The organism is uncultured Bacteroides sp. (assembly GCF_958445495.1).
Classification (GTDB): domain Bacteria; phylum Bacteroidota; class Bacteroidia; order Bacteroidales; family Bacteroidaceae; genus Bacteroides.
In genome coordinates, this window is the sequence record NZ_CAUCSQ010000028.1 from 1 (window position 1) to 19879 (window position 19879).

14 protein-coding genes and 1 pseudogene are annotated in these 19879 nt (G+C 44.8%); 11 read left to right on the forward strand and 4 right to left on the reverse strand.

Annotation, left to right across the window (positions count from 1 at the left end; translation table 11 throughout):
- Positions 1-152 precede the first annotated feature (152 nt).
- Positions 153-2264, reverse strand: a complete 2112-nt coding sequence (locus Q5076_RS10775) for a DUF5686 family protein (protein ID WP_303013144.1) — start codon at positions 2262-2264, stop codon at positions 153-155.
- Positions 2265-2746: 482 nt separating this feature from the next.
- Here Q5076_RS10775 and Q5076_RS10780 point away from each other — a divergent pair, with 482 nt between their 5' ends.
- Both Q5076_RS10780 and Q5076_RS10785 read left to right on the forward strand, forming a co-directional pair.
- Positions 2747-4936 (forward strand): glutamine synthetase III, encoded by a 2190-nt coding sequence (locus tag Q5076_RS10780; RefSeq protein WP_303013093.1) that lies wholly within the window; start codon positions 2747-2749, stop codon positions 4934-4936.
- Between the two features lie 116 nt (positions 4937-5052).
- Positions 5053-5754: a Crp/Fnr family transcriptional regulator gene (locus Q5076_RS10785; protein WP_303013094.1), complete on the forward strand. Its 702-nt coding sequence runs from the start codon at positions 5053-5055 to the stop codon at positions 5752-5754.
- 673 nt (positions 5755-6427) lie between these two features.
- Here the strand turns inward: Q5076_RS10785 and trxB are convergent.
- The 3 genes from trxB to Q5076_RS10800 all read right to left on the reverse strand — a co-directional run bounded on the left by trxB (position 6428) and on the right by Q5076_RS10800 (position 10652).
- Entirely contained in the window at positions 6428-7378 is a 951-nt protein-coding gene (gene trxB, locus Q5076_RS10790; RefSeq protein WP_303013095.1) for a thioredoxin-disulfide reductase, read from the reverse strand.
- 90 nt (positions 7379-7468) lie between these two features.
- Entirely contained in the window at positions 7469-8116 is a 648-nt protein-coding gene (locus Q5076_RS10795; RefSeq protein WP_303013097.1) for a LolA-like putative outer membrane lipoprotein chaperone, read from the reverse strand.
- Positions 8117-8135: 19 nt separating this feature from the next.
- Positions 8136-10652 carry a DNA translocase FtsK gene (locus Q5076_RS10800; protein WP_303013099.1) on the reverse strand — a complete coding sequence of 839 codons (2517 nt, stop codon included), beginning with the start codon at positions 10650-10652 and terminating at the stop codon, positions 8136-8138.
- A gap of 123 nt (positions 10653-10775) precedes the next feature.
- Between Q5076_RS10800 and Q5076_RS10805 the strand changes: the two are divergent.
- The 9 genes and pseudogenes from Q5076_RS10805 to Q5076_RS10845 all read left to right on the forward strand — a co-directional run bounded on the left by Q5076_RS10805 (position 10776) and on the right by Q5076_RS10845 (position 19875).
- Positions 10776-11433, forward strand: a pseudogene (locus Q5076_RS10805) (DUF5063 domain-containing protein).
- Between the two features lie 2 nt (positions 11434-11435).
- Entirely contained in the window at positions 11436-12092 is a 657-nt protein-coding gene (locus Q5076_RS10810) for a 3'-5' exonuclease (RefSeq protein WP_303013100.1), read from the forward strand.
- A 23-nt stretch (positions 12093-12115) separates the two neighbouring features.
- Positions 12116-13294 (forward strand): class I SAM-dependent rRNA methyltransferase, encoded by a 1179-nt coding sequence (locus Q5076_RS10815; RefSeq protein ID WP_303013101.1) that lies wholly within the window; start codon positions 12116-12118, stop codon positions 13292-13294.
- Between the two features lie 395 nt (positions 13295-13689).
- Positions 13690-14940, forward strand: a complete 1251-nt coding sequence (locus tag Q5076_RS10820; protein ID WP_303013103.1) for a nucleoside permease — start codon at positions 13690-13692, stop codon at positions 14938-14940.
- Between the two features lie 10 nt (positions 14941-14950).
- Positions 14951-15547: a bifunctional nuclease family protein gene (locus Q5076_RS10825; protein ID WP_303013104.1), complete on the forward strand. Its 597-nt coding sequence runs from the start codon at positions 14951-14953 to the stop codon at positions 15545-15547.
- A 7-nt stretch (positions 15548-15554) separates the two neighbouring features.
- Complete coding sequence (locus tag Q5076_RS10830) at positions 15555-16253, forward strand: 16S rRNA (uracil(1498)-N(3))-methyltransferase (protein WP_303013106.1); 699 nt, start codon at positions 15555-15557, stop codon at positions 16251-16253.
- 50 nt (positions 16254-16303) lie between these two features.
- On the forward strand, positions 16304-17851 hold the full coding sequence (locus Q5076_RS10835; RefSeq protein WP_303013107.1) for a DUF4836 family protein: 1548 nt from the start codon (positions 16304-16306) through the stop codon (positions 17849-17851).
- Between the two features lie 16 nt (positions 17852-17867).
- Complete coding sequence (locus Q5076_RS10840; protein WP_303013109.1) at positions 17868-18512, forward strand: ATP-binding cassette domain-containing protein; 645 nt, start codon at positions 17868-17870, stop codon at positions 18510-18512.
- A 157-nt stretch (positions 18513-18669) separates the two neighbouring features.
- A complete protein-coding gene (locus Q5076_RS10845; RefSeq protein ID WP_303013110.1) occupies positions 18670-19875 on the forward strand; it encodes an ABC transporter permease in 1206 nt (401 codons plus the stop codon).
- Positions 19876-19879 lie beyond the last annotated feature (4 nt).

A 19879-nucleotide genomic window follows, 5' to 3' on the forward strand; every position in this document is an offset into this window, starting at 1 on the left:
ATCTATAAATCGGGCGCAAAGGTAGAAATATTTTCTTGATTGACAAAAGAATGGCTAAAGAAAAGAAAGGATGATTCTCATTTTCGCCAGTTTTACCGGCAACGCGGAAGTTGTTGCGAAGATAAAAAGAAAAAGATGGGTTATTTACCAAACTATCGGTTGAACAGCTCGAATGTAAACTTGCACCCTACTCCGCCAAACTTCCAGTTCTCACTGCTTACAAAGAGTCCAAAATCAAAAATATGCGTGCCGATGCCGTATCCGACTTCCAGATAGGGCTGGAGATGGGGCATGGAAAGCGCGCTAACATAAATTCGCTCATTCTGTACGTAACGTGTATATTTCATCAGATGCCGCAGGATAAGAAACGGCGCCTCGTAGGTAAAATGTCCCCGTACATAACGACGGGAGGAGTTATACCAACGCCCGTCAAGCACTTGAAATACACCGCCAATTTCATCGTTCCACCCCACGGGAAGATTATGGCGGGAAAAATTAACAAAGTCAACGAAATACAATTCATCCTGGTTGGTAAATGCACCAAAGCCAAAACGATAATAGATATTACGCATCAGCCCCAACCGTATCTGGTGCTGGAGGTCGAACTCTATCCTTTCATATTCTCCCGTACTTTTAAACACCCCTTTGATTCCCCGCTCGTAATCGACCGAGAAAGTCGGGTAAAAAGAACGCAGGTTTATCTTACGCTTTCCGTTCATATAGTAATAAAGTCCCGGAGTCCATTCCAGACGAAAGCGGGGAGCAAAACTTATATACGTATCCCTGAACTTATCCATAAATTCCGGAGGCGGCATCGGATAGTTTCCCGTAATGACAAAACGCGATTCCTCCACCGCCGTCCTCTTATGCGCGGCAAAACCCACACTTATGTCCAGTCCGTTGATAACTTCGATGCGATGGAAAAAATTGAAATACAAATCCTTGAAATAATCCAGATGAATCAAATCAAAGTTAAAGATGCTGTCCGGCATCTCTTTTAACTCGTCCAGTACTTTACTGCTATAAATACGGTTGCCGTTCCCCACGTTCAACTGAATGAATCCGCGTTTCTGGGGTAAATACTCAAATTCCGCATTCACTCCCCAATAAAACTCTTTCCGCGTAAAATTATATCCCATCTTGGGGACGACACGAAGCAGTTTATCCCCTCTGAAAAGCCGGTTATAACGAAAATCCTGCCGGTAAGACAAACCGTTGCTTCCACTGTAGCTAAACAAAAGCGGATTGATAAACGGGGAAAAACGGATGCTGCCTATATTAGAGAGATTAAATTTATAATCTTCCAACATCAAGTCTCCCATCGTCCCCCAGAAAGCCTGGCTTTTCGTTTTCTCCCGCCTAGTCACGGTGTCGCGTCTCAACTGGTAGTCCAAATACAACTTCTTTTCACTGTCTTTCAAAGGAATAGGCCTGAGGATAGCAAAAGTAGAAGCATCTGTCTTATAAGCATTCGTATCACATTGCAAAGAAAAAGATTCCGACAGATTATAATTCTTTTTTCGTTTCTTACGCGCTTTTTTCTCTTTCAACTCAATAGACTTATAATCTAGAAAAGCCGTATAAGCCCCTTCCACTTTATTCCCCAAAAACTTAAAAAGAGCATCCACATCATACCTTACAGGCAGAAATTCATTATTCTTTCCCACTTCTCCCATCTCTATCCGGCAAACAAACGTTATCAATTCCGACCGGCCCGAAAAACGTATCTCCCGGACACTCCACACGTTGCTGCTGACAATCATATATCCGCCCACCAACTGGTCGCTTTTCGTCCTGGGAATAAAACGAATCCGATAGTCCAGGTTATTGGGGTCTCCCATCACGCTATCTATCTGGTACTTATAATATTTCTGCCCGTTCTTAGCCAAGGGAGACATCAACCGCTCGTCATTCAACAAGGAAGACGAATAAATATTCACATTAAAATATTCGAGCAACCCCGGCAATCCCCGGTTTCCTCTGACCGTCCCTTGCGAGGCCTTTACTTTCTGGTCATAAATGTTAGGAGCCGTATAATGAAGATCACTATATGTTTCGAGCAGATACTCATTCACTCCTTTTTGCAAATGGAACATGGAAGGCACGTAACGAAGAATAAAATTTTTCTTCTTAATATTCATCTTACCTTTTATATATAGGTTCGCCCGGTAATCACTCACAATCGTTTCATATAAAGGCGCGAAAGTCATGACACGTTCGATAATGGAATCGGCCGAAATATCCGTACCGGCATAAGGGTTCATTACATAATGGCTGCCTGCCCCCTTTGCCGCAAGGGAGAACAAGCACAATATACACCCTATCAATAATTTATCTCTCAATCGTCGTATCTCTTTATAATTAATGCAGGCAAATATAAAAAAGAATATCGAAAAGCAGAGATATCAAGCCAATAAAAAGAGTTATCCGCGTTCCCTTCGTTACAAAAAGATAAAGAAACTCATCCATCCTTGAAAAAATCACGTCTAAACAGGAAAGCGGCATCCGATATTGCCCGACCGTCCGGCATATTTCCCTCTTCCGACTATGAGAAAAACAACTTTTCCACTTTCAAAGAACCTATCCCTTTGAAAAGTAATATTTTCCCGATATCCAAAGTAAAGGAAAAAGGAGGGTATCTCTCCATAAAATAGAAGATTTTTCCAAAATACCCCCTCTAAAATAGGGGTAGTTTCAGAAAAAACATATAATTTTGCGCCCGACAACCGATAAATTATAGACCATTATGTCAAAAATGCGTTTTTATGCTTTACAAGAGCTATCCAACCGGAAGCCTCTGGAAGTAACTGCTCCTTCCAACAAACTCTCTGATTATTACGGCAGTCATGTGTTCGATCGCAAGAAGATGCAAGAGTATCTTCCCAAAGAAGCTTATAAGGCTGTTATCGACGCCATTGAAAAGGGTACGCCCATCAACCGTGAAATAGCAGACCTGATTGCCAACGGCATGAAGAGTTGGGCTAAATCACTTAACGTTACCCACTATACTCACTGGTTCCAGCCTTTAACGGACGGCACTGCCGAGAAACACGACGGCTTTATCGAATTCGGCGAAGACGGAGGAGTGATAGAACGGTTCTCCGGCAAATTACTGATTCAGCAAGAGCCGGATGCCTCTTCATTTCCGAACGGCGGTATCCGTAATACATTCGAAGCGCGGGGCTATACCGCATGGGATGTTTCTTCTCCCGCATTCGTTGTAGACACGACACTTTGTATTCCTACTATTTTCATTTCCTATACCGGTGAAGCGCTGGATTACAAGACACCTCTGCTGAAAGCTCTCGCAGCCGTAGACAAAGCCGCAACGGAAGTCTGCCAGTTATTTGATAAAAACGTCACACGGGTATATACAAATCTGGGGTGGGAACAGGAATATTTCCTTGTAGATTCTTCCTTATATAATGCACGCCCCGACCTTTGCCTGACCGGGCGGACGCTGATGGGACACTCGTCTGCCAAAGACCAGCAATTGGAAGACCATTATTTCGGTTCGATACCTCCACGTGTCACGGCATTCATGAAGGAACTCGAAATTGAATGCCATAAACTGGGAATTCCCGCCAAAACCCGTCACAATGAAGTGGCACCCAACCAATTCGAGCTGGCTCCCATTTTTGAGAACTGCAACCTTGCAAACGACCATAACCAGCTTGTCATGGATTTGATGAAACGGATTGCAAGGAAACACCATTTCAATGTACTTCTGCATGAAAAGCCTTACAGCGGCGTGAACGGTTCGGGAAAGCATAACAACTGGTCGCTTTGCACGGATACGGGCATCAATCTGTTTGCTCCCGGAAAAAATCCGAAAGGTAACATGCTGTTCCTCACTTTCCTGGTAAACGTACTGATGATGGTGTACAAAAATCAAGATTTGTTGCGGGCTTCCATCATGAGTGCAAGCAACAGCCATCGTCTGGGAGCTAATGAAGCTCCTCCCGCCATCCTTTCCTGCTTCCTGGGTTCGCAACTGTCGGCCACCCTTGACGAAATTGTCCGCCAGGTAGGTAATGAAAAGATGACACCGGAAGAAAAAACGACGTTAAAACTGGGCATCGGACGTATTCCCGAAATCCTGCTCGATACGACGGACCGCAACCGCACTTCCCCGTTCGCATTTACCGGAAACCGTTTCGAGTTCCGTGCCGCCGGCTCTTCCTCCAACTGTGCTGCTGCGATGATTGCCATCAATGCCGCCATGGCCAACCAATTGAATGAATTCCGCGCATCAGTAGAAAAGCTGATGGAAGAAGGAGTAGGAAAAGATGAAGCTATTTTCCGTTTATTAAAAGAAACAATCATCGCCTCCGAGCCGATTCGCTTTGAAGGTGACGGGTATTCCGAAGAATGGAAACAAGAAGCTGCCCGCCGGGGACTGACTAACATCTGCCATGTCCCGGAAGCGTTGATGCATTATGTAGACAACCAGTCCAAATCGGTGCTTATAGGTGAACGTATTTTCAATGAAACGGAGTTGAACAGCCGTCTGGAAGTGGAATTGGAAAAATATACCATGAAAGTGCAAATCGAAGGACGTGTGCTGGGAGACCTTGCCATCAACCACATCGTACCGACTGCCGTCGCCTATCAAAACCGGTTGCTCGAAAACCTTCGCGGACTGAAAGAAATCTTCCCTCCCGAAGAATATGAAGAGCTGAGCGCCGACCGCAAAGAGCTGATTCGCGAAATCTCACGCCGGGTAACAGCCATCAAAGTATTGGTACGCGAAATGACCGAAGCGCGGAAAGTCGCTAACCATAAAGCCAACTATAAGGAAAGGGCATTTGAATACGAAGAGAAAGTACGCCCGTATCTTGACAAAATACGTGACCACATAGACCATCTGGAAATGGAAGTGGATGATGAAATATGGCCGCTTCCTAAATACAGGGAACTGTTATTTACTAAATAAAATGCCAGCAAGATTGCACGAAAGCTTCCACTTTTGTGCAATCTTTTTATAGATTCGTTCATTTTCTCATTTTTTCTTTTTACTTTTGTGCTGTATAACACAGTTTTGTAGCACCCATGGTAAAAATGAACATATCAGACATTGATATTTCGGAACCGTTATCCGACATGTTGGCTCCTTTAAATAATGAACAAAAGGAGTTTCTGATGAACAATTATACGATACAGACCTACAAAAAGAATGAGACTATCTATTGTGAAGGAGAAACGCCTTCACATTTAATGTGTCTCATCAGCGGCAAAGTGAAAATCTTCAAAGACGGTGTAGGAGGTAGAAGTCAGATTATCCGCATGATTAAGCCGAGAGAATACTTCGCATACCGCGCATATTTCGCAAAGCAGGATTTCGTAACTGCCGCAGCGGCCTTCGAGCCTTCCGTAGTCTGTCTGATTCCCATGAGCGCCATTGCTACACTGGTTTCACAAAACAATGACCTGGCAATGTTCTTTATCCGCCAGCTTTCCATAGATTTAGGCATCTCCGACGAACGCACCGTCAACTTAACCCAAAAACACATCCGCGGCCGCTTGGCCGAATCGCTGCTCTTTTTAAAAGAAAGCTACGGATTGGAAGAAGACGGGTCAACGCTAAGCATTTACCTTTCCCGCGAAGATTTGGCAAACTTGTCGAATATGACTACTTCAAATGCAATCCGTACTCTTTCCCAGTTTGCGACGGAACGCCTGATTACCATTGACGGGAGAAAAATCAAGATTATCGAAGAAGAAAAACTGAAAAAAATAAGTAAAATAGGATAGCCTGAAAGCTCCGGAACATTTCCGGAAGAAGCGAAAGCCATCATCGCTGACAGTTTTGCAAAAAACTAAAAGACGGTGTGTTTTCTCTTTCTTTAAAAAGAGGGCGAAAGCACAGGAAAGAATATTCTCATTGACATTTGACGAATGACCGAGAGTGGAGAATCCTTTTAAAACTTAATCATATAAGAGGCTGCCTCAAAGTGAACTGCACTCCAAAAGTTTTATACCTATTCAGGGTGCAGTTCAAAAACTGAAAATGGAACAGTCTTGCCTCTAATTTATAAACTACCACATAAAAATCCCCCTATTCTTACTTTGTCGTGATGCAGTAGAACTAAAAACAAAGGGATTTTCCCTTTTAAGATTTCAATCTGCAAGATTCTCGACCTTTAGATTCTAATTTGAAAACAGCCTCTTGTATCTTACAACCGAATATCCCGAAACAAAAAATAGAAAATACCCCCCCTAACAGTAAAACTTACTCTTTAAAGGGTTATCCATAAAATAAAAATGAAGAGCAAATACCCCTAAAAAGGGAAATTTACTCTTCACCAAATTTTAAAAGTACGGAATCTACCGGATATCACTCTTTATGAGAATAAAAAACGGGACGTTTTTCAAACAACTTCCATCCGAACCGTTTCCATCCGACCCGTACAGTCCTTGTCCATCATCAAATAATTCCTTTTGCAGAAAGATAACGTTCCGCCTCGATAGCAGCCTTACAACCGCTTCCCGCCGCCGTAATAGCCTGACGATAATGCGGGTCCGCCACGTCCCCTGCAGCAAATACTCCGGGAACTTTTGTCCGCGGGCTATCGCCTTCCGTAATAATATAACCGACTTCATCGGTATCAAGATACTCTTTAAATATGTCGGAGTTCGGCTTATGTCCGATAGCCAGGAAAAAACCGTCAATAGGCAAGCTGTAACGTTCTTCGTCCGGTTCCATCCAACGTTTCACCAGATTCATGCCTTCTACTCCGTTGTCACCGAACAAGCCTACGACATTATGTTCGAACAATACTTCAATCTTCTCATGTTTCATCACACGCTCCTGCATAATCTTCGACGCACGCAAATAAGGTTTGCGGACCACCAGATATACCTTTGACGCCAGTCCGGCAAGATAAATCGCCTCTTCACAAGCCGTATCACCTCCGCCGACTACGGCAACCACCTTCTTCCGATAAAAAAAGCCGTCGCAAGTGGCACAAGCGCTGACTCCCATACCGGCATATTTCTTTTCATCTTCCAATCCCAGATATTTAGCGGTAGCCCCGGTAGAGATAATCACGGTCTCGGCTTCTATCTCTTTCTCTCCGTCAATCGTTATCTTATAGGGCGATTTACTCAAATCCGCCGCAGTAGCGATACCGAAACGAACATCCGTTCCGAACCGGCTGGCCTGTGCACGCAAATCCTCCATCAGTTGCGGACCACTGATACCTTCCGGATAACCGGGGAAATTCTCCACATCCGTTGTGGTAGTCAACTGGCCGCCGGGCTGCAATCCTTCATAAAGCACCGGTTCCAAATTCGCGCGCCCCGCATAAATCGCCGCTGTATATCCGGCAGGTCCTGAACCGATAATCAGGCATTTTACTCTTTCTACTTCTGACATTTTATTCTATTTTTAATATTTTGGTTCAAATCCTCTTTTATCCCTTCAATCCTCTCCGATTCCTTAGAGAATATCCGTTCCCCGCATATCCTACCTCAAATCGATAATCTCCACATTCGGATACAGCTTCTTATCAAAGGTAAAAAGGCTGTCGGCATAATCCTGCCGGGTCCGGTACCCTGTAACAGTAATCTCACTGCATGCCTGCTGACCGCGCTGTTGAAGAGAAATATACAAAGGTTCATACGTACTCTTCTCCACATAAAGAATCATGCGTTCCAAACTCTGTTTTTTATCTTTTGCCGTCAAAATCACTTCCCAGACAGACTTTCCCCGGAATGTCTCCTTACTTCCCAACTTATAGGAAAAATCTTTCCGGTACATATAAAGAAAGGTGTACGGATTGATTTGCTGCAATTCCTCCTGGGTAGGATTACTGACATTCACCTCATCATTCTTTACGACATAACTCCATTGTGTCTTTCCGTCGAACCAGGTAATCACCTCATTGGCTTTCAACACGAATTTCTCTCCTTTCAACTGAATCGTACCGTTTTCCGACCCTTCTACCAAACCGCCTGTTACAGACTTAATCACGAAGTCGGCTTTCACTCCGCCTGCCTTGCGAAATACCTCTGCCGTCCTATCAAGAACAGCTTTAGCCTGCAACTGCTGTTGTTGAGCAATCACAGGCACTGACAGTAAAGCTATTAAAACACTAAAAATGTATTTCCTCATTTGACTAATAAACGATTGGTTACTGCAAATTGTTCAAACGCATCTCAAGATCATTCTCATCAATACAAAGTACGTCACGCGCCTTGCTGCCTTGCGTAGGCCCGACAATACCCGCCTTTTCAAGCTGGTCCATAATACGGCCCGCACGATTGTAGCCGATAGCGAATTTACGCTGAATCAGTGAAGTAGACCCCTGTTGGTGAATGACTATCAACCGGGCGGCATCTTCAAACAACGGGTCGAGACGTCCCATATCAATGTCTCCTACCTCATTGCCGCTATCTTCACCCACATATTCAGGCAAGAAAAACGGAGTCGGATAACCTTGCTGGCGAGCTATGAATTTCGTAATTTCCTCTACTTCCGGCGTATCGATAAAAGCGCATTGCACACGTACCGGATCAGCTCCCTGCAAGAAAAGCATGTCTCCTTTACCAATCAGACGGTTCGCACCGGGACGGTCCAGAATAGTGCGGGAATCCATCATCGCAGACACACGGAAAGCGATTCGGGCAGGGAAATTAGCTTTAATCGTACCCGTAATGATGTTAGTAGTCGGACGTTGCGTGGCGATAATCATGTGAATGCCGACAGCACGCGCAAGCTGGGCGATACGGGCAATCGGAAGCTCGACTTCCTTTCCTGCAGTCATTATCAAGTCACCGAACTCGTCAATGACAACCACAATGTACGGCATGAATTTATGGCCCTTCTCAGGATTCAAGCGACGGTTGACAAATTTCTCATTATACTCTTTAATATTACGCACATGAGCCATTTTCAACAAGTCGTAACGGGTATCCATTTCCACACAAACAGAATTCAAGGTTTGCACCACTTTGGTTACATCCGTTATAATCGGCTCGCCTCCATCGGGAAGTTTTGCAAGAAAATGGTTTTCAATTACCGAATAAATGCTGAACTCCACTTTTTTCGGATCGACCAGAACGAATTTCAATTCTGCCGGATGCTTCTTATATAATAAAGAGGTGATGATTGCGTTCAGCCCGACCGATTTACCTTGACCGGTAGCTCCCGCCACCAACACATGCGGCATCTTGCAAAGGTCGAACATAAAAACCTCATTCGTGATAGTCTTACCTAATACGATAGGCAGGTCAAACTTGGATTCCTGGAATTTTTTACTTCCAATCACACTCTGCCCGGACACGATTTTCGGATTCTTATTCGGCACTTCAATGCCGATAGTCCCCTTACCCGGTATCGGAGCGATAATACGGATACCGTCTGCAGACAAACTCAATGCAATATCATCTTCCAGCCCACGAATTTTAGAAATACGCACTCCCTGTTCGGGCGTAATCTCGTATAAGGTAACCGTAGGACCGACCGTCGCTTTGATTGTACTGATTTCAATGCCGAAGCTACGCAACGTATTGATAATGCGATCCTTATTGGCATTCTGCTCATCCATATCGATTGTAGGGTCGTCATTATCGAAATGTTTCATCAAATCAATCGTAGGAAAACGGTAATTCTCCAAATCCTTCGTCGGGTTATAAGGTTCCAGTTCAGGCCCGCGGTATTCTTCCTCCGCAACAGCGGTCTCGATTTCGAATCCGGGCTCTTCCTCACCCCGGAATTCTTCCGTCCGGAAAGGAAGGGAATCGGCAACTGCAGGTTCAAATACCATAGTCAGCCCTTCGTTTTCTCCAGCCGAAGCGGAAGAGTCGTTTTCCGTTTCCGAACGGTTCGCGGACAGTTCTTCTTCCGGTTCTTCAACCGGCATATCCGCCACTTGCGAAGATGCCTGCCTGTATATCCGTTTCAAGTTAAACTCCACTTCTTGCGGCTGAGATACCGTAAACTCCTGTTGCCCCTCTCCCGCTGCAACAGTTTTTTCCTCCGTAACGGCTGCTTTCCCCACCTGCTCTTTCTCTTTCCGTTTCAAGAAACTCAATGCAAAGAGTTTGCGTAACCAAATGACGGTCCGCGCACTTACATATATGAAGAAACAAACAGCCGTTATCAACAAAATCAGCCACACTCCGGGCACACCTACCTGCGAAATCAGCCAGCGGCTCACATTATAACCGTGCATACCCCCCAAATAAATAAAGGAATCCTGATAATGCTCCATGAAAACGAACCCGAAAAACACGGAAAACCAGACCAGTAACAACGTACATCCGATAAACCATTTCCATAAACGCACTACACGCACGCGCATCAACTTCAACCCCGCTACTGCCAAAAAGACAAGAATAAAGAAAGAAGAGACACCGAAACACTCATTAATCAGATAATGAGCCAACTGCGCTCCGCGCGACCCAGCATAATTCTTCACATGATTGTCCACGGCCGACAAATCCGCCGGATTCCCGCTGTCGATGATACTTTGGTCGGCCGCTCCCGTGAAAAAGAAAGATGAAAAAGCCAGCAACAGATAAACGGAAAAGATAACCAACATCAGTCCGATAACAAAATGGACTGTTTCATTCTTAAAAATTCCAGTGATTTTACCGAGAGAAGAGGGAGTACGTTCAGCCTCCTTATCTAATTTCTTTTTTGCCATGAGCATTTAGTCTTTTTATAAAATTGGAATCGTAATCTAAGCCGCAAAAATAATAAAAAAATAACGAGCACTACGCTCATTCAATCCTTTTTCTTACCTTTGCAAGGGAAATCAACGTTGATTATGGAAAAAGAAAGCCAGACGATATTTGATAAGAATGTAATTGAGTTCGTAACGGTAGCCGCCGAATTTTGTGCATTCCTCGAACGTGCCGGACGCATGAAGCGCAGCACCTTCATCGACACATCCCTAAAAATCCTTCCTCTGCTCTATCTAAAAGCCTCCATGCTTCCGAAATGCGAAACCATTGGAGACGAAGCACCCGAAACGTATGTCACCGAAGAGATTTACGAAGTTTTGCGCATCAATCTCTCCGGATTAATGGGAGAGCAGGATGATTACCTGGACGTATTCGTAGAAGACATGGTTTACAGCGACCAACCCATCAAAAAATCCATATCGGAAGACTTGGCGGACATCTATCAGGATATCAAAGACTTTATCTTCGTTTTCCAATTGGGACTGAACGAAACGATGAATGACTCACTGGCTATCTGCCAGGAAAATTTCGGAATGCTGTGGGGGCAGAAACTGGTCAATACGTTGCGTGCCCTTCATGATGTAAAATACAATTCCCAAAAGGAAGAAGAGGAAAACGACAACGAGATTTACGAACCAAGCGATGACGGCAGTTGTTGTGATTAAAAACAGCCGCCATTGCCATGATGACGATTATTACCGCCACGAAAACGGCTGTGATTGCCACGATGATGAAAAATAAAAATGATTGTAAGAAGAACCATTGATAAAAGCGAATTAAAAGAGCTCCCGAAAGCCGCTTTTCCGGGAAGAATCCACGTTATCCAATCGGAATCGGAAACAAAAAAAGCAGTAGCCTACCTGTTATCCCAGCCGATATTGGGTATCGACAGCGAAACACGTCCCTCCTTTACCAAAGGACAATCGCACAAAGTAGCACTTCTTCAGATTTCTTCCGAAGAATGCTGTTTCCTGTTCCGGCTTAACATGACGGGACTCACTCAGCCTTTGGTAGACCTGTTGGAAAACCCGGAAGTAATCAAAGTCGGGCTTTCATTAAAAGACGATTTTATGATGCTGCACAAACGTGCACCTTTCAACCAGCAGAGTTGCATCGAACTACAAGACTATGTACGTCAGTTCGGCATACAGGACAAAAGCCTGCAAAAAATTTATGCCATATTATTCAAAGAAAAGATTTCCAAATCACAACGGCTGTCCAACTGGGAAGCAGACGTGTTGAGCGACGGGCAAAAACAATATGCCGCCACCGACGCATGGGCCTGCCTCAACATCTACAACCTCCTGCAAGAGTTGAAACGGACAGGCAATTATGAAATAGCTCCCGAAGAAGAAAAGCTTCAAAAACAAAAAGAAGAAGAAAGGAAAGAAAACAGTTAACAGAATCAGATAAATAAGCCGCTATGCATAAAGTATATCTCAAACCAGGTAAAGAAGAATCTCTGAAAAGGCTTCATCCCTGGATTTTTTCCGGTGCTATCTCCCGTATCGACGGAGAACCCGAAGAGGGCGAAGTTGTAGAAGTATATACTTCCCAAAAAGAATTTATTGCCCAGGGACATTTCCAAATCGGCAGCATCGCCGTACGGGTACTCTCCTTCCGCCAGGAACCCGTCAACCATGAATTCTGGAAACGCAAACTGGAAATAGCGTACGATATGCGCCGCGCCATCGGAATCGCAATCAATCCGACCAATAACACCTATCGCCTAATACACGGCGAAGGAGACAATCTTCCCGGACTAGTCATTGACATTTATGCAAAAACCGCCGTTATGCAAGCCCACTCGGCAGGAATGCACGTAAACCGCATGGACATCGCCGAAGCATTGTCCGAGGTTATGGGCGACAAGATTGAAAATATCTACTACAAGTCAGAAACGACCCTTCCGTTCAAAGCGGACCTTTTCCCTGAAAACGGTTTCCTAAAAGGAGGAAGCAATGACAATATAGCGCAAGAATACGGTTTGAAGTTCCATGTAGACTGGTTAAAAGGCCAGAAAACCGGATTCTTTGTCGACCAACGCGAAAACCGTTCGCTATTGGAGCATTACGCAAAAAACCGTTCGGTACTGAACATGTTCTGTTATACCGGCGGTTTCTCCTTCTACGCCATGCGCGGAGGAGCGAAACTTGTCCACTCCGTAGACAGCTCCGCCAAAGCCATTGATTTAACCAACAAGAACGTAGAGCTGAACTTTCCCGGCGACCCGCGCCACGAAGCATTTGCGGAAGACGCATTCAAGTACCTTGAGCGTATGGGCGACCAATATGACCTGATTATCCTCGACCCGCCCGCCTTTGCCAAGCATAAGGATGCATTACGAAATGCATTGCAAGGCTACCGGAAATTGAACGCCAAAGCATTCGAGAAAATCAAACCGGGAGGCATCCTATTTACTTTCTCCTGTTCACAAGTCGTCACCAAAGACAATTTCCGTACGGCAGTGTTCACAGCGGCAGCCATGTCGGGACGTAGCGTACGTATCCTGCACCAGCTCACACAACCGGCCGACCATCCGGTGAACATCTACCATCCGGAAGGAGAGTACCTGAAAGGATTGGTACTTTACGTAGAATGATAAAACGGCCTGTGTATCATCTTCCGTAATACAAGGAATATGGGGTAGCTTACAGGCAAGGCTCTAATAGAAAAAAGGAGGATTCAAAGTTAATTAGAGTTAATAAACAGAAGTTTTTCACTGAAACATTATGTTGTATAACATAAACGCCTTATCTTTGCATCGTGTTTTTCATGGTATTAGATTTAAGGTTAATAAAGATTGGCTGTCTGGGATAGATAGCCTTCTTTTTTTTATCCCCCCTCTCCATCTCATTTTTATCACTGATTCCTTTCCCTTCCGCGATATTATGGCTTTTTTATCGGCTTTTTATTAATTAACGTATCCACCTAATCAACGAAAATATTATATTTGCAAGAGTTATCGGATAAACGAAGAACACAAATTAAAAAGTCATGAGTATAAAAGTTCGTTTGATTATTATGAACTTCCTGCAATTTTTTGTCTGGGGGTCATGGTTAATTTCATTGGGTGGTTATATGGGTAGGGAACTCCATTTTGAAGGAGGACAAATCGGAGCCATATTCGCCACTATGGGAATTGCCTCTCTGGTGATGCCCGGTATCATCGGCATCATTGCCGACAAATGGTTTAACGCGGAACGTTTATACGGACTTTGCCACATTGCAGGGGCAGCGTGCCTCTTTTATGCCTCCACAGCCACCGGATACAACCAGATGTATTGGGCCATGTTGCTCAATTTATTAGTATATATGCCCACTTTATCACTGGCTAACACCGTTTCCTACAATGCATTGGAACAATATAAATGCGACCTGATTAAAGACTTCCCCCCTATCCGCGTATGGGGCACGATTGGTTTCATCTGTGCCATGTGGGCGGTAGACCTCACCGGATTCAAGAATTCGAGCGCCCAACTCTATGTGGGAGCTACCTCCGCCCTATTGCTGGGACTTTATTCTTTCACTCTTCCGGCATGCAAACCTTCAAAGACAGAAAACAAATCACTGCTCTCCGCCTTCGGACTGGATGCATTGGTTCTATTCAAGAAAAAGAAAATGGCTGTTTTCTTCTTTTTCTCAATGCTGTTAGGAGCTGCGTTGCAAATAACCAATACATACGGTGACCTGTTTCTCGGCAGTTTCGCCAATATTCCCGAATATGCCGACTCCTTCGGAGTAAAACACTCGGTCATTCTCCTATCCATCTCGCAAATGTCCGAAACCCTGTTTATCCTTGCCATTCCTTTCTTCTTACGGCATTTCGGTATCAAACAAGTCATGCTAATCAGCATGTTTGCGTGGGTATTCCGGTTCGGGCTGTTCGGTTTCGGAGATCCGGGCAACGGGTTATGGATGCTAATCCTTTCCATGATAGTTTACGGTATGGCATTTGACTTTTTCAACATTTCAGGTTCTTTGTTTGTTGAACAGGAAACCGACTCCTCCATCCGCGCCAGTGCACAAGGTTTATTTTTTATGATGACTAACGGGTTGGGAGCCATTATCGGAGGATATGCCAGCGGCGCCGTGGTAGACGCTTTCTCAGTGTATGCCGACGGTAAACTGGTCAGCCGCGAATGGATGGAAATCTGGCTGATTTTCGCCGCCTACGCATTCGTTATCGGCATCTTGTTTGCTTTGGCATTCAAGTACAGACACCAGCGGGAGAGTAAAACAAATTAAGTAAAAAACGATGGACAAAAAAGTAGAATTACAAGTTTTAAATATTACGAACAGCCAGGCGCAAGTGGGTGCATTTGCAATGCTATTGGGAGAAGTGGACGGTGAACGGCAACTGCCCGTCATCATCGGGCCGGCAGAAGCCCAAGCCACAATCCTGTATCTGAAAGGAATAAAAACTCCCCGGCCGCTGACGCACGATTTGTTCACAACGAGTCTCAACGCACTGGGAGTACATCTGATACGCATATTGATTTATAAAGCCAAAGACGGTATTTTCTACTCCTACATTTATCTAAAGAAAAATGAAGAAATCATACGTATCGATGCCCGTACTTCAGACGCCATCGCTTTGGCGGTACGTGCAGAATGCCCGATACTGATTTACGAATCCATCCTCGAACAGGAGTGCCTCCGCATTTCGGACGAAGCCCGAAACCATTCTGAAGAAATGGAAGATGACGAAGAGCTCACGGGAGAAGAATCCACTGCATCCCACAGTACTTCGAAAACTCTCGAAGAAGCATTGGAACAGGCTATCAAAGACGAAAATTATGAATTGGCCGCCCGGATACGCGACCAAATCAAGTTAAGAAACAAAAACCAATAACCGGATTATGCACGTATTTTATACTCCCGACATACAGGTAACCAACGAACTTCCGGAAGAAGAAGCGCAACATTGTACCCGTGTCCTCCGGCTGGGTGTCGGAGATGAAATCACTCTTACCGACGGTAAAGGCAAATTTTACAAAGCCGAAATCACGGTTGCCGGCAACAAGCGTTGCCTGGTAACAGTCAAAGAAACCGTCTTTCAGGAACCGCTCCGGCCTTGCCATCTGCACATTGCCATGGCTCCGACCAAAAATATGGACCGCAACGAATGGTTTGCCGAGAAAGCGACCGAAATAGGACTGGACGAACTGACCTTCCTCAACTGCCGGTTCTCGGAACGCAAGGTTATCAAGAATGAACGTATCGAGAAAATTCTCGTATCGGCAATCAAACAGTCATTGAAAGCCCGCCTGCCCCGGCTCAATGAAATGACAGATTTCAGCACATTCATAACCCAAGATTTTCAAGGACAAAAGTTCATCGCCCATTGTTACGAGGGTGAAAAGCCTTTGCTTAAAGACGTTTTAAAACCCGGGGAAGACGCAGTGGTCCTAATCGGCCCGGAAGGCGACTTCAGTGAAGAAGAAGTGGGAAAAGCCGTTGAATACGGATTCATGCCAATCAGTTTGGGAAAATCACGTCTCCGGACAGAAACGGCGGCATTGGTGGCTTGTCACACCATCAACCTGCTGAACCAATAAATGAACATTAAAATATCCGAATCAATATCAACATTTTAAAGAATATAAGTATGGCAAAGAAAATGATTTCACAACTTTCGGTACTGGCGGTACTGACAGTTTTCCTGGCAGCATGTTCCCAAACGACGGAATATACAAGTGTAATACCGGCAGACGCTTCGGTTGTCGCCTCCATCAACTTGCAGTCTTTGGCAGACAAAGCAGGATTGGGTGACAAAGAGAATGAAGCCGCCAAGCAAAAAGTCCTGGAAGCGCTGAAAAGCGGAATGAATGCAGCCGCTTTCCAACAGTTGGAAAAGATTATAAAAAATCCGAGTGAGTCGGGCATCGATATTACGTCCCCACTCTATGCGTTCAATTCCTCTTCTTTCCCATACGCTTCCGTAATAGCTAAAATCAGCAATGAAGATGACTTGCGCACATCGCTGGACATCATGGCAAAAGAACAAATCTGCCAACCCGTTAACGAAGCAGACGGCTACAACTTCACCACCATGAATGGCAGCCTGCTCGCATTCAATAGCACTACAGTATTGATAATCACCGTAAACGGCACTTCTCAAACCGAAAAGGCGAAAGAAGCGATTACCAAGCTGATGCAGCAAACCGCCGACAACAGCATTGTAAAGTCCGGAGCTTTCCAGAAAATGAACAAGTCGAATGACGATATCAATTTCTTCGCCTCCATGACAGCCATTCCTTCCGACTACCAACGCCAAATCAGCATAGGGTTGCCTTCCGAAGTCAAGCCGGAGGACATAACTATTATAGGAGGATTAAACTTCGAAAAAGGCAAAATTGTCCTCAAAGCAGAAAACTATACGGAAAACGAAACCGTAAAAGCCCTTTTAAAAAAGCAACAGGATTCATTCTGCAAAACGAAAAACACATTTATCAAGGATTTTCCATCCTCTACCCTGCTCTTCCTTAACCTCGGCATAAAAGGAGAAAATTTCTATCAGCTACTAAGTGAAAACCAGGAATTCCGCAATACGGTATCCATTGCCGAAGCAGATGAAGTAAAAGAACTGTTCAGTTCGTTCAACGGTGATATTTCCGTCGGGCTAATCAATGTAACGTTGGGCAATACACCCACTTTCCTGTTATATGCAGACATCAAAAACGACGATGCCCTCCAAACCCTGTACAAGAACAAACAATTATTAGGACTGAAAAAAGGAGAAGATATTCTGGAACTCGGCAAAAACGAATATCTGTACAAAACCCGAAAAATGAATGTCTTTTTCGGAGTGAAAAACAAACAGATGTATGCAACCAATGATGAACTTCTTCATAAGAACATAGGTAATGCAGTAGACAAATCCATCGAAGACACTCCCTATGCGTCAGAAATGAAAGACAAAAGCACATTCATAGCTGTCAACGCAGAAGCCATACTCGACCTGCCCATCATAAAGATGCTGTCCGGATTCGGCGGTAAGGAAGTCAAGACTTACCTCGACCTGGCTAACCGGATATCATACCTGTCGATAAGTTCAGAGGGAGCAGTCAGCGAAACCACCCTTTGCCTGAAAGATAAAAACGTAAATGCGCTTAAACAGATTGTAGACTTCGGCAAGCAGTTTGCCGGCATGTAATTCGTAAACAAACGGCATGAACAGCATTCATTTACAGCAAACACTTCCCCAAGTGTTTGCTGACCGTAACTCGATAACTTCGGATATATGGCACCGGGACCTCATTTTCCGGAAAGGAGAAATGTACCTGATTGAAGCAGCCTCCGGGACCGGAAAATCTTCGTTGTGCAGCTACCTGTACGGTTATCGCAACGACTATCAAGGAATTATCAATTTTGACGAAACCAATATCAAGGCATACTCCGTGAAACAATGGGTAGATTTGAGAAAACATTCGTTGAGCATGCTTTTTCAGGATTTGCGCATTTTCACGGAGCTGACCGCCCTTGAAAACGTGCAATTAAAAAACAACCTCACCGGATACAAGAAAAAGAAAGAAATCCTGGCTCTTTTCGAACAATTAGGCCTTTCAGACAAACTGCATGTAAAAGCCGGCAAACTCTCGTTCGGCCAGCAACAACGGGTTGCCTTTATCCGGTCACTCTGCCAGCCGTTCGACTTTCTTTTTCTGGATGAACCAATCAGCCATCTGGACGAAGAAAACAGTTGTATCATGGGCGAAATTATCATCACCGAGGCAAAAGCGCAGGAAGCGGGAGTTATCGCCACTTCCATCGGAAAACATATCGAGTTGCCTTATCGATGCATACTCCGGCTGTAAATAAACGGGAAACAAGCAGCCAGCCATGAATGACGGCCAATAAGGTATGAACAGGCCACCGGTCGAACAGCAACATTCTGTCATTCCAAATAAAAAACAAAAAACAGGCCTGTATAATCACAGATTACGGATTCACAACATATAAATCAGAAAACAAATGTCAGCTCTTGTCTGGAAACTTCTCCGCCAACATATCAGTATCGGCCAATTAGCCGGTTTCTTTTCAGCCAACCTATTCGGCATGATGATTGTACTGCTCGGCGTGCAATTTTATAAAGACGTCATTCCGGTATTCACCGAAGGAGACAGTTTTATGAAAAAAGACTTCATCATAGCGACGAAAAAGATTAGCACACTGGGTTCCTTCGCCGGAAAAAGCAACACATTCTCACCCGAAGACATTGCCGATTTGAAGAAACAGCCGTTTACCAGGACAATCGGGGCTTTCACCCCTTCCCAATTCAAAGTCTCGGCAGGATTGGGCATGGAGAAAGCCGGCATCCATCTCTCCACAGACATGTTTTTCGAATCGGTCCCCGACGAATTCGTCGACATCAATCTCGATAAATGGCATTTCGACCGGTCCGACCGTACAATTCCCATTATTATCCCCCGCAACTACCTGAACCTCTACAACTTCGGTTTTGCCCAAAGCCGGAGCTTGCCCAAACTGTCGGAAGGCCTGATGAGCCTCATCCAGATGGACATCATAATACGCGGCAACGGACAGGTGGAACAATACAAAGGAAATATCGTAGGTTTTTCCAATCGCCTGAATACGATTTTAGTCCCCCACTCCTTTATGGAATGGGCAAACAAGCAGTTCGCCCCGGCAACGGAAGCACAGCCGGCGCGGCTCATCATTGAAGTCGACAACCCGGCGGATTCCTCCATTGCCAGCTATTTCCAAAAGAAAGGATACGAAACGGAAGACGGAAAACTGGATGCGGGAAAAACCGCCCACTTCCTCCGGCTCATTGTAGGCATCGTATTGGGAGTAGGGCTATTCATCAGCATCCTTTCATTTTACATCCTGATGTTAAGCATCTTCTTACTATTGCAAAAAAACACGGCCAAGTTGGAAAGCCTGCTCCTGATCGGCTACAGTCCCGACAAGGTAGCACTGCCATACCAGCTACTCACGACAGGGCTAAACGCAGCGATATTGCTACTGTCGGTCGGACTAGTATCCTGGTTACGCAGCTATTACATAGACAGCATCAGAATGCTATTCCCGCAACTGGAAACCGGTTCCCTATGGATATCCGTCTCCACGGGAGTCCTCTTATTCCTTGCCGTATCAATCATTAATATACTGGCTATCAGAAGAAAATTACATTCTATCTGGATGCATAAAGTATAAAAAC